Origin of the sequence: Gordonia marina (assembly GCF_052036135.1) — a bacterium.
Lineage (GTDB): Bacteria > Actinomycetota > Actinomycetes > Mycobacteriales > Mycobacteriaceae > Gordonia.
In genome coordinates this window covers 80479-92120 of the sequence record NZ_JBPSDN010000012.1, presented here as the reverse complement: position 1 = coordinate 92120, position 11642 = coordinate 80479, and the positions used below count along the sequence as shown (strand labels likewise).

The window sequence follows — 11642 nt, the reverse complement described above, 5'->3', positions numbered from 1 at the left end:
CCGCCCGAACGAGCTGAAGGAATCGCCATGACGCAGCCGACCGACCCCACCGAGCGGCCCGGCGACCAGTCCGCGGCACCGCACGCGCCGGCTCCCGCCGCGCCGGAGCCGTACACGCACGAGCCGTTCACGCAGGAGCCGTTCAGCGAATCGTCGTTCGCCCGGGCCGTACCGGAGACCGGACCGAGCAGCCCGTACGCGCCGACGACGTCCGGGACGCCGCTGCCCGGGACCGGGTACCCCGGTCCCGCCTATCCGGGCGCGGCGTACCCGCCGCAGTCGTACCCGGGACAGCCGTACGCGGTGGCCGGCGCTCCGGCCACCGCATACCCGGGCATTCCGGCCGCCGTCGCACCGGCGCCGACCCGCCGGCCGGTACCGGTGATCGTCGCGGCCATCATTCTGATCGTGGGCGGCGTCTTCCTGGCGATCCTCACCGGCGCCCTCATGGCCGCCGGGATCAACATCGGGGACTACACCGACACCAGCAAACTCGACCCGGACGCCGAGCGGCTCGGTCAGAGCGTGATGAACGTGTTCCTCATCGTCCAGATCGTCCTCTGCCTGGCCGCCGCGGGAATCGGTGTCTGGCTGCTGGTCAGCCGGTCGAACGCCGCCCGGATCTGCGCGACCATCGCCGCGGTGCTGCTGGCGATCACCTGCTACGGGATCGTCGCCTCCATCGCGGTGCCGATCCTGCTGTTCGCGCCGGAGTCGTCGAAGAGGTGGTTCCGCGCCGAGCCCGAGGCCCCGCTCCCGCCGGCCCCGTACTGACGGGCCGTTCCGGATCGCCCGTGCGCTTGGATGACGGCGGACGATTCCGGCATGGGAGAAACAGGGACTCAGCCCTTCCACGCTCCGCGCGAGACCCGGCCGGGCGCCGCAACCGTCGTCGCCGTGCTCTTGCTTCTCACCTGCAGCGGGATCACGGCCGCCATCGCGGTGCCGACCCTGCCGTTCGCGCCGGAGTCGTCGAAGAAGTGCTTCCGCGCGAAGCCGGAAGTCCCGTTTCCACCCGCCGCGCACTGAGGAAAGACTCGCGTCACCGCATTCACATGCTTGGATGACGTTCAGACAGATCCGACACAAAGGAGAAGCAACTCGATGACACAGCCGCCTCACGACCCTAATCAGCAGCCGTCCGGCGAGCCCTTTCAGCCGCCCCAGTACCCCGGCGGCGTCCCGCAGGGCAATCCCTACCAGGGCGGCCAGTACCCCGGCGCCGGAATCCCGGGCACCCCGTACCCGGCCGGACAGCCCGGCCCGCCGCCGCCCGGTTTCGGCGGGCCCGCACCGCTCACCACGCGGCCCGGTTCGGTCCTCGCCGCGGGCATCATCCTGTGCGCGATCGGCGCCGTCCTCGCGGTCATCCAGGTGATCAGTCTCATCGTCGGGTCCTCGAGCGGCGTCTACTCGGGCGTCTCTCACGGCCTGGTGGTCGTCGCCGGCCTGATCGGCCTGCTCCTGTCGCTGTTCGCCGTCGCCGCCGGCGCCTGGCTGTTCACGAGCCGGTCGAACGCGACCCGCATCACCGCCACCGTCGCCGCGGCGCTGCTGATCCTCACCTGCTGGGGCATCGTCGCCACCATCGCGGTGCCGATCCTGCTGTACGCCACCGAGACCGCCAAGCGCTGGTTCGCCACCGCGCCGGAAGCGGGCGCGGGCTACCCGCCGGCACCCGGCCAGTACTGAGTCCGGCGCTCGCACCCGGTCAGGCGTTGCGTACGCCCTGACCGGGTGCGACGCGTGTCACACCCTAAACTGTCTCCATGACCGATTCGCAGATCACGCTGCCCGCCGAACTCCTGCCCACCGACGGCCGCTTCGGCTGCGGACCGTCGAAGGTCCGTCCCGAACAGCTGCAATTCCTGGTGGACACCGGCGCGTCGGTCTTCGGCACCAGCCATCGCCAGGCCCCGGTGAAAAACGTGGTCGGCGACATCCGCGCCGGACTGACCGAGCTCTTCTCGCTGCCGGACGGCTACCAGGTGGTCCTCTCCAACGGCGGCACCACCGCGTTCTGGGATGCGGCCGCGTTCGGCCTGGTCCGCAAGCAGGCACTGAACCTGACCTACGGCGAGTTCTCTTCGAAGTTCGCCACCGTCACCAAGAAGGCGCCGTGGCTCAACGACCCGAAGGTGATCTCCACCGACCCGGGCACCGCCCCCGATCCCGCCGCGATCACCGCCGACGACACGGCCGGCGTGGACCTGATCGGCTGGGCGCACAACGAGACCTCGACCGGTGTCGCCGTGCCGGTGCTGCGCCCGGCCGCCGCCGGTGACGCGCTCGTCGCGATCGACGCCACCTCGGGCGCGGGCGGCCTGCCCGTCGACATCAGCGCCACCGACGTCTACTACTTCGCACCGCAGAAGTGCTTCGCCTCCGACGGCGGCCTCTGGGTCGCGATCATGAGCCCGGCCGCGCTGGAGCGCGTCGCCGAGATCGCCGCGACCGACCGGTACATCCCGGAGTTCCTGTCACTGCAGACCGCGGTGGAGAACAGCCCGAAGGACCAGACCTACAACACCCCGGCCGTCGGCTCGCTGCTGCTCTTCAAGAACCAGATCGACTGGATGAACGCGAACGGTGGACTCGACTGGTGCGTCGCACGCACCAAGGATTCCAGCTCGCGCCTGTACGACTGGGCCGAGAAGTCGTCGTTCGCCACCCCGTTCGCCGACGATGCGCATCGCAGCCAGGTGGTCGGCACCATCGACTTCACCGACGACGTCGACGCCGCGGCCGTGGCGAAGACGCTGCGCGCCAACGGGATCGTCGACACCGAGCCGTACCGCAAGCTGGGCCGCAACCAGCTGCGCATCGGCATGTTCCCGGCGATCGAGCCGGCCGACGTCACCACGCTGACCCAGGCCATCGACTACATCGTCGAGCGGCTCTGATCGCTCTCCGCACAACACCTGTGAACAGCACGTTTGCCGCGTGTCCGACCGACGGACACGCGGCATTCGGCTAGGCTGGGCGCAACCGGCGAGTCGAGGGAGGACCGTATGCGTGAGCTCGAAGTGCTGCGCGTCGAGTCCGACGGGCAGTACGTGGTCTGCATCGATCGCGAGACCGACGAGCACTTCCGGATCCGGGCCGACGACGATCTGCGCGCCGCCGCCCGCGCCGACACCACCGAACTCGGTCAGATCCCGGTGGCCGGCGACGCCGCGCTGCGGCCCCGCGAGATCCAGTCCCGGATCCGGGCCGGCGCCTCCGTCGAGGAACTGGCCGAGATCGCCGGCGTCTCCGTGTCGAAGATCGAGCGCTACGCGCATCCGGTGCTGCTCGAACGGGCCCGCGCCGCAGAACTCGCGCGCGCCTCGCATCCGATGAGCATTGACGGCCCGCGCCTGGCGACGCTCGGCGAGCTCGTCACCGAATGCCTGGTGCTGCGCAGCGCGGTGCCCGCCGACGCCCGCTGGGATTCGTGGAAGGCCGACGACGGCCAGTGGGTGGTCCAGGTGTCGTTCTACGAGGGCTCCACCGAGAACTTCGCGCACTGGCGCTTCTACCCGGGCACGCACGGCGGCACCACCGACGCGATCGACGAGCTGGCGGTCGAACTGACCGACCCGGAGATCGCGCGCGCGGCACGTCGGACCCGGCTGGCCGCGGTGCCCTCGCGGCCCGCACCTCGCCCCGAGCCCCACCGCGAGGTGCTGCCCGACGGACACGAAGAGGTGACCGTCGACGCGAACACGCTGATCGAGACGCAGCAGGCGGCACCGATCCGCCGGAAGGCACCGACCCACGTGCCGCTGGCCGACGTCCTGGACCTGCAGTACTCGACACCCCCGGCACGGCCCGACGAGGAGCCCGCGTCGGCCGATGCGGAGCCGGAGCCCGCGACGGAGACGGCCTCGGCGGAGACCGCGCCGCCGTCGATCCCGACGCCGCGGGAACTCGCCGAGCGCAAGCGGCCTTCGACGTCGTCCGACGACGATCGGCCCGCCCAGAATCGGCACCGCGCCAAGCGTGGCAAGCCCGCGGTACCCGCGTGGGAGGACGTGCTGCTCGGCGTCCGCGCCCACCCCGAGGACTAGGGCGCGTCCGACGTTCCGCGTCAGCGGGCCCGTTCGTAGAAGGCGACCGCCGCGGCCGTGGCCACGTTGAGCGAGTCGGTGCCGCGGCTCATCGGAATGCGGGCACGGACATCGCACTGCCGCATGGTGTGCTCGACGAGCCCCGGCCCCTCCGCGCCGACCAGGAAGGCCACCTTGTCCCCGGTCACCGCCTCGGCCAGCGGCACCGACCCCTCTCCCGGGGTGAGCGCCACCAGCGTGAATCCGGCCCCGGAGAGCAGACCGAGCTGGTCGGGCCACCGGCCGTCGTAGGTGGCGAACGGCACCAGCAGCACGTGCCCCATCGAGACGCGGATGCTCCGGCGGTACAGCGGATCCGCGCACCCGGCGCCGAAGATCACCGCGTCCACGCCCAGACCGGCGGCGTTGCGGAAGATGCTGCCGATGTTCTCGTGGTCGTTCACGCCCTCCAGTACCGCGACCGTTCGCGCGCCGGCGATCACCTCGGGGATCGACAGCGGTTCGGGTCGTCGTGCCGCGCCGAGCACGCCGCGGTTGAGATGGAATCCGACGATCGCGGCCATCACGTCGGCGGCGGCGCGGTAGAACGGCACGCCGTCGGCGCCCGGTGTCACCGAGCCGGCGGCGGCCAGCTCGCCGAGCCGCTTGTCCACGCCGAGGAAGGCGTGCGGGGCGAACCGGGAGGCGATCATCCGCTGCGCGACGGTCACGCCCTCGGCGATCACCAGGCCCTTGCCCTTGCGGCCACCCGGGAGCGCGGGCAGGTCGGGACGGCGGTCCACCGAGTTGAGATCGCGGAAGTCGTCGACGCGGGGGTCACCGGGATCGGTGATGTCCACGACGTCGACGGTCAGGGGATGCGGCATGGGTCCACCCTGGCAGACTCATCACGGTGACCAGCAACGTGCCCCGCCCCCTCGCCGCCCCGCTGTCCCTGCGCCGCGCCGTCGACGACGACTGGCCCGAGATCATGGCGCTCGACGCCCGCAGCTTCGCCCTGCCCGCGCCGCTGCCGGACGCGGAGATCGAGGAGTTCCGCGGCAAGGTGCGGGAAACGATCGTGGTGCGCGATGAGGGCTCCGAGGGTGCTCCGCTGGTCGCCGTCTCGCTGTGGCATCTGCTGCCGCTGACCGTCCCGGGCGGGACGGCGGTGCGGACGGCCGGGCTGTCGTGGGTGTCGGTGGCGGCCACGCACCGTCGCCGCGGGCTGCTGCGCGCGATGATGACCGAGCAGTTCGCCTCCTGGCGGCGGGCCAAGGTCCCGCTCGCGATCCTGACCGCGTCGGAGGGCGGTATCTACGAGCGCTTCGGCTTCGGCCCGGCGTGCTTCGCCGAGTCGGTCACCGTCGACCCGGCCGCGGTCTCGTGGCGGACTCCGCCGGAGAGCGACTCCCATGTCCGCTACGGCACGCCCGAGCAGATCGCGGCGCGCATCCCCAAGCTGCACGACCGGTGGGCCCTCACCCGGCCCGGCGCCGTCGGCCGCCCGAAGACCTGGTGGCCGTCGATCCTGGCCGACCGCGGCTTCCGCCGGAACTCCCAGACCACCGGGCTGCACTATCTGCTGCACGAGGACGGCTACGCCGCCTACCGGCTCGACGCCCGCACCAACACCGCCACCGTCGAGGACTTCTGCGCGGTGACCGAGCAGGCGCACACCGATCTCTGGCGGGTGCTCACCGGGCTCGACCTGGTCGGCTCCGTCGTCGCGAAGATCCCCGTCGACGACCCGCTGCCGTGGAAGCTCCGCAACCACCGCGCCGTCCGCTCGACGGGCCGCACCGACGAACTGTGGGTGTCGATCCTCGACGTGGCCGACGCCCTCGAACTGCGCTCGTACGACGTGAACGGGGCCGTCGTGCTCGACGTCGCCGACGGCTGGGGGAAGCGCGGCGGCCGGTACCTCCTGCGGGTCGCCGACGGGCGCGCCGAGGTGCGGCGGGAGCCGTCGTCGTCCGAGATGGCCACCGTGCCCCAGGTGAAGCTCGACATCTCGGTGCTGTCGTCGCTGTACTGCGGCGGGATGTCCGCGCGCGAGTTCGCCGCCGCGGGCCGCCTGTCCACCTATTCGGAGGCCACCGTCGCCCTGCTCGACGCTCTGTTCTCCAGCCGCCGGGCGCCCTTCGCCGGAACCTACTTCTAGGGATTTCGCCGCTGCCGCGGTTGCGGTACTTCCTCGACGACCTGACCGCCGCCGACGCCGCGGGACCCCCCAACCGCCCGTTGAGCCGATCGAGCCGCCAGGCGAGATCGAGTCGAAACGCACCCCCGACCGCAGAAAGTCGTTTCGACACGGCCGGGCCCCGGGGGCCCGACCGGCTCAACGAGCTATTCGAAGCGGCGTTCGGTGACATGCTGCCGCGACTGCGGTACTTCCTCGACGACCTGACCACCGCCGACGCGGCCGGGTTGCGGGCCCGGGACCTGACGACCACGGTCAAACTCACGTTCTCCGCTTTACGGCGTGGCCCGGACTTCACGCGGTGGCTCCTCGACTGGGCCCGGACTCAGCCGATCAGGTGGGAGATGGGACCGCGGGCGAAGTAGAGCAGGAACAGCGCGGCGACCACCCACAGCAGCGGGTGGACCGTGCGCCACTTGCCGCGGGCGGACGCCATCACCACCCAGGTGATGAAGCCGACGCCGATGCCGTTGGCGATCGAGTAGGTGAACGGCATGATCACGATGGTCAGGAAGGCCGGCAGCGCGTATTCGAAGCGGCTGAAGTCGATGTCGCGGACCTGCGCCATCATCAGCGCACCGACGACCACCAGGGCCGGGGTCACCGCCTCCATCGGCACGATCTCGTAGAGCGGCGTGAAGAACATCGCGATCACGAACAGCCCGCCGGTCACCACGTTCGCGAAGCCGGTCCGCGCGCCCTCGGCCACACCGGCCGCGGATTCGACGAAGACGGTGTTCGACGACGCCGAGGCGGCGCCGCCGACGATCGCGCCGGCACCCTCGACCACCAGGCCGCGCCCGATGCCGGGCAGGTTGCCGTCGGCGTCGGTGAGGCCGCCCTCCTTGCCGACGCCGGTCATCGTGCCCATGGCGTCGAAGAAGTTCGAGAGCACCAGGGTGAACACGAAGACGCAGGCCATCAGCACGCCGACGTCGGCGAACGAGCCGTTGAACGCGCCGAACAGGTCGACTTTGCCGAGGAGGCTCAGGTCGGGCAGGCTGCCGAAGCTGTGCGGGGTGCCCGGGACGTTCATCGCCCAGCCGCCGGCGTGGGTCTGAGCGCTCCCCAGGTGCAGGATGCTTTCGACGATCAGCGCGACGATCGTCATCACGACGATGCCGATCAGCAGCGCACCCGGCACCTTGCGGACGGTCAGCACGCCCATCAGCAGGACGCCGATCGCGAACAGGAGCACCGGCACGGTCGCCACCGAGCCGTCGACACCCAGCTGCACCGGCGGTCCGCCGGGCGTGCGGCTGACGAAGCCCGAGTCGACGAGACCGATGAACGCGATGAACGCGCCGATACCGGCGGCGATCGCCGACTTGAGTTCGGCGGGCACCGCGTTGAAGACGGCCGTCCGGAAGCCGGTGACACCGAGAATCACGATGATGATGCCGTCGATCACCACCAGGCCCATGGCCGCGGGCCAGCTCATGGTCGGCGCGATGGTGACCGCCAGCAGACTGTTGATGCCCAGACCGGCCGCGATCGCGAACGGGAAGTTGGCGACCAGGCCCATCAGCAGCGTCATCACGCCGGCGACCAGCGCCGTGACCGCGGCGACCTGCGGCATCGGCAGCACGTGGCCGTTGACGTCGAGGTTGTGGTCGACGCCGTCCACACCGCCGATGATGATCGGGTTCAACACCACGATGTAGGCCATGGTGAAGAAGGTGACCAGGCCGCCGCGGATCTCCCGCCCGTACGACGACCCGCGCTCACCGATCTTGAAGAAGCGGTCGACGGCGCCGGCCCGGCCGCCGCCCGGGGGCGTCACCACCGGGGTGCCGGCCGGCTCGTTGGTATCGCTCATTCGAGAAAAGCTACCGTAGGTAGCATGACCGCGCCGACCCCTGTCCCCGACCTGCCCGCACGACTGCGCGCACCGGGTCCGGTGATCGTCGTCGGCATGCTCGCCTGGCTAGTCGCCACCATCGTCGTCGCCGCCACCGGAATCGGCGGCGACCGGACGCTCCTGGTGTGCCTGGTCGGTCTGGCGGTGGGTCTGCTCGGCACCACCATCGTCCTGGTTCAGCAGGCGGCGGTGCGCCGCGGCAGCAAGGGCGCCCAGCAGGGCCTCGACTAGGCCGCGGACGGCTCGGTCCGGGCCCGGACCCAGGGGGAGATCTGGGCGTGCGCGATCAAACAGACCGCGATCCACACCGCGCCGAGCGTCCAGCCGACCAGGACGTCCGACAGCCAGTGCGCCCCCAGGTAGACGCGGGACAGCCCGACCACCACGGCCAGCAGCGGCGCGACCGCCAGCACCAGCGGATGCTCGCGGACCCACGCGTACAGCCGATAGCAGATCACCGCGGCCAGGCCGTAGACCACCGTCGACATCATCGCGTGCCCGGACGGGAACGACAGGCCGCCGACGTCGATCAGCCGGTCGGCGATCGGCGGGCGCTGGCGGCCGAAGGTGTGTTTGAGTATCGACATCAGCGCGTAGCCGGACAGCGTGCCGGCCGCGATCAGGGCCGCGAGATCGATCCGGTTGCCCATCCACGCGAGCACGAACACCGCGATCACCACGAGCGTGAGAGTGAGTGTGTCGCCCAGCACGGTCACCATCTGCCAGAGCGAGTTCCACGGCTCGCCGCGGATACCGAGCACCCAGTGGGTCACGCTCTGGTCGAAGGCGAACGGCGAGAGACTCATCGAGTCCACCGTACAGACCCCAGGTGCAGGGTGTCCGCGGCATCGCGCCAGCGTGGAACGGTCACCCGGCGCTCCTCGCCGTCGGCCAGCACGGCCACGTCGAGGCGGTCGTGCAGCAGCAGCAGACCGCTCAGGTCCCAGCCGGTCGCCGCGGCGATCTCGACGGCCTCGGGCGCGTCGGCGTCGAGCGGCCGGCCCGGCGACACCACCTGTGCCACCACCGTCTCCGAGGCGAGCGGCGCGTCGGCCAGTTCCGCGAACGCGGCCGCCGACGACGGCTCCGGGTGCGGCCCGGCCAGGACCGCGATCTGGCGCGGTACCACCGGCAGCAGCCACGGCTGGTCGACGACGACGGGCTCGCGGGTGACCGTCCCGGTCATCGTGCGCAGCGCCTCCGGCGGCTCGATGTCGTCGAGCCGGATCCGTCCGGCGGCCCGCGCCGCGACCAGGGCGGCATGGGCGCGCGCCGCGACCCCCGGCGCGACGGCCCGGCCGGGATCGGCGAGCGCCGCCAGCCAGGCGGCCGCGTCGTCGGCGTCGTCCGGTCCGGCACCGGCCGTCAGGGGCGCGAGAACGTCCGCGGCGGGATGGTCGAGCGGGTCGAACAGGCCCGCCCAGCGCGGGTCGCCGGGAGCGCGGAACTCCCGCAGCGGGCGACCGTCGATCTCGGCATGGCGCCGCAGCCACCACACGAGGTAGCCGTCGCGGTCGGCGAACTGCGCGGCGATCTCCGGATCGGCCGCGAGGAGCGCCAAGGCCGGGCGCCACCGGTCGGGGTCCACCAGGTCGAGGTCCCGCACGGCGATCAGCCGCTCGGGCGGCACGCCCACGAAGTCCCACCAGTCCTCCTCGCCGTCGAGGTCGTGGTCGGGCGCGGTCGGCAGGTCGTCGTAGACCGGCGCGAAGCCCCAGCCCGCGCCCAGCCGCCGCAGCGGGCCGGCGCCGTACGCCTCGACGACGGCCGGGTCGACGAGGCCGAGCCCGGCGTCGTCGTACAGCACGTCGTGCAGCGGGCTCCCGGGCAGCAGCAGCTCGTCCACCGGCCGGTCGCTGCCGTCGGCGGCCCGCACCGGCAGCGCACCGAGCCACCCCGGAAGCGCCGAGCCGGCCGATTCGTCCGCGGCGACCAGCCGCAGCACCGTATCGGCCAGTTCCTCGAGTTCGTCGTCGTCGGCGGCGTCCATCCGCTGCTGCAACGCCGGGTGCGCGAGCACGTCGCCGATCGAGAGTCGTTCCAGGCCGAGCCGGTCCAGCAGCGGGTGGTACGCCGCGGGATCGATCACCGGGATCCAGTCCACCGGAATGTCGGCGCCGCGGGGCAGGTCGACGACGGCCAGCCCGCGCACCCCGCGGCGGGTTCGTCCATCGGCGCGCGGCACCGGGAGCGCGCCCAGTTCCTCGGCGGCTTCCCGGGTCGAGGTCAGCGGGTCGAGCGCCGCGTAGAGGCGTGCCCACCACCGCGCCGGCCGCACCACACCGGCGAGCAGGTCGGCGACCTCGGCCAGGCTCGTCTCCCGGGCGCCGAGGCGCAGCAGGGTGCGGGCGGCAGCACCGTCGCTCGACTCCGGAGCGGCGAGCGGTGCGATCACCTCGCCCAGCAGCTCCGCGAGATCGGCGGTGAGGCCGCGCAGCACCCAGGTGCGTTCCGGCGCCAGCGGTTCGTCGCCGGACGACGACGGCACCCAGCGGGTCGCCGCGAGTTCGGCGAGCACCGCCTCACGCAGCACCCCGTCGGGCCCCGACGCCGCGAACGCGGGCGCCGGCACCAGCAGGTGCCGCTGCTCGGCGGCGACCAGAAGCAGGAGACCGGTGTATCCGGCGGCGGCCGCCGCGGCATCGGCATCGGGGTGCAGCCCGCGCCGGTCGGGGGTGAGCGGCAGGTCGGTGATCAGCCGCGCGGGCAGCGAGAGCGGGATCTGCGTGGGCGTCGGGGCGCGGAGGACGTCACCGGTCAGCGGGTGGATACCGGCGTCGTCGACCGGCACCAGCCAGCGATGGCCGCCCGCGGTGCTCTCCAGCCAGGTCGCCACCACCCGGCCGTCGTCGATGATCTCGACCCGGCCGGCCCGCTCGCGGCGGGTCAGCACCCGCCCGGCCACGTCGATCTCGCCCAGCGCGGTCAGTTCGAGCAGCAGGTCGGGGGCCTCGGCACGAGCCTGGTCGAGCAGTTCGGTCACCCGGGCGGCATCGCGGACGTGCAGCACCACCTCCGAATCGAGGCCGGTCGACGGCGCCTCGTCGAGCGGCCAGGCCAGGCGCTGACCGGGGACGCGATGGCCGCGCAGCGCCGGATCGAGTGCGTCGGCGGTGCGCGCGCGATCGAAGGTGATGGAGCCGGACGACGACAGCAGATCCACCCGGTCCGCGAACGAGGTGGCCCGGAAGCCGACGCCGAACCGCCCGACCTCGCGGTGCCCGCCCTTGGGCGAGACACGCAGCGCGGTCAGCGCGCGCACGCCGTCGACGGTGAGCGGTGCACCCGTGTTCCCGACCCGCACCAGGCCCGCCGCGGCGTCGGCGCGCACGACCAGCCGCCCCGGAACCCCGGCGGCCAGCGCCGCATCCGCCGCGTTCGCGGCGAGTTCGGTGAACCACCGGTCGCGATAGCCGATCTGCCGGAGGTCGTCCTCGGCGGCGGCGTCCTCGGCGAGCCGGGTCGGCGAGTCCCGCCAGGCCGCCAGCGTCGCGGCCCGCAACGCGGCCGTGCCGAACGGGTCCACGCCGGGCTCACGCCCCGCCGG

General features: G+C 72.3%; 12 protein-coding genes. 8 read left to right on the top strand and 4 right to left on the bottom strand.

Going from position 1 to position 11642, the window contains the following annotated elements; all coding sequences use genetic code 11:
- The first annotated feature begins 27 nt into the window (after positions 1-27).
- From ACSEEN_RS09940 to sepH, 5 genes are all read left to right on the top strand, one after another.
- A complete protein-coding gene (locus ACSEEN_RS09940) occupies positions 28-774 on the top strand; it encodes a hypothetical protein (protein ID WP_371307500.1) in 747 nt (248 codons plus the stop codon).
- Between the two features lie 51 nt (positions 775-825).
- Positions 826-1029: a hypothetical protein gene (locus ACSEEN_RS09935; protein WP_440713080.1), complete on the top strand. Its 204-nt coding sequence runs from the start codon at positions 826-828 to the stop codon at positions 1027-1029.
- Positions 1030-1104: 75 nt separating this feature from the next.
- Positions 1105-1692 carry a hypothetical protein gene (locus ACSEEN_RS09930; RefSeq protein ID WP_440713079.1) on the top strand — a complete coding sequence of 196 codons (588 nt, stop codon included), beginning with the start codon at positions 1105-1107 and terminating at the stop codon, positions 1690-1692.
- A 77-nt stretch (positions 1693-1769) separates the two neighbouring features.
- The gene (gene serC, locus ACSEEN_RS09925; protein WP_440713078.1) at positions 1770-2903 is read left to right on the top strand and encodes a phosphoserine transaminase; all 1134 of its coding nucleotides are present in this window, start codon (positions 1770-1772) and stop codon (positions 2901-2903) included.
- 108 nt (positions 2904-3011) lie between these two features.
- On the top strand, positions 3012-4052 hold the full coding sequence (gene sepH / locus ACSEEN_RS09920; RefSeq protein WP_440713077.1) for a septation protein SepH: 1041 nt from the start codon (positions 3012-3014) through the stop codon (positions 4050-4052).
- Between the two features lie 20 nt (positions 4053-4072).
- Here sepH and ACSEEN_RS09915 read toward each other — a convergent pair whose 3' ends face one another.
- A complete protein-coding gene (locus ACSEEN_RS09915; RefSeq protein ID WP_440713076.1) occupies positions 4073-4918 on the bottom strand; it encodes a TrmH family RNA methyltransferase in 846 nt (281 codons plus the stop codon).
- Positions 4919-4944: 26 nt separating this feature from the next.
- Between ACSEEN_RS09915 and ACSEEN_RS09910 the strand changes: the two genes are divergently transcribed.
- Both ACSEEN_RS09910 and ACSEEN_RS09905 read left to right on the top strand, forming a co-directional pair.
- Positions 4945-6195, top strand: coding sequence for a GNAT family N-acetyltransferase (locus ACSEEN_RS09910; protein ID WP_440713075.1), 1251 nt, complete (start codon positions 4945-4947; stop codon positions 6193-6195).
- 209 nt (positions 6196-6404) lie between these two features.
- Positions 6405-6599, top strand: coding sequence for a hypothetical protein (locus ACSEEN_RS09905; RefSeq protein WP_371307504.1), 195 nt, complete (start codon positions 6405-6407; stop codon positions 6597-6599).
- Here ACSEEN_RS09905 and ACSEEN_RS09900 read toward each other — a convergent pair.
- A complete protein-coding gene (locus ACSEEN_RS09900) occupies positions 6560-8053 on the bottom strand; it encodes an NCS2 family permease (RefSeq protein WP_247866410.1) in 1494 nt (497 codons plus the stop codon). The genes ACSEEN_RS09905 and ACSEEN_RS09900 overlap by 40 nt on opposite strands.
- 24 nt (positions 8054-8077) lie before the next feature.
- Here ACSEEN_RS09900 and ACSEEN_RS09895 point away from each other — a divergent pair, with 24 nt between their 5' ends.
- Positions 8078-8326 (top strand): DUF2530 domain-containing protein, encoded by a 249-nt coding sequence (locus tag ACSEEN_RS09895; protein ID WP_247866409.1) that lies wholly within the window; start codon positions 8078-8080, stop codon positions 8324-8326.
- On the opposite strand, the gene ACSEEN_RS09890 is transcribed toward ACSEEN_RS09895, so the two are convergent.
- Both ACSEEN_RS09890 and ACSEEN_RS09885 read right to left on the bottom strand, forming a co-directional pair.
- A complete protein-coding gene (locus ACSEEN_RS09890; RefSeq protein WP_298446286.1) occupies positions 8323-8901 on the bottom strand; it encodes a phosphatase PAP2 family protein in 579 nt (192 codons plus the stop codon). The two genes, ACSEEN_RS09895 and ACSEEN_RS09890, sit on opposite strands and share 4 nt — an antisense overlap.
- Entirely contained in the window at positions 8898-11621 is a 2724-nt protein-coding gene (locus ACSEEN_RS09885) for a sacsin N-terminal ATP-binding-like domain-containing protein (RefSeq protein ID WP_440713074.1), read from the bottom strand. The genes ACSEEN_RS09890 and ACSEEN_RS09885 overlap by 4 nt, the downstream gene beginning before the upstream one ends.
- Positions 11622-11642: the final 21 nt, after the last annotated feature.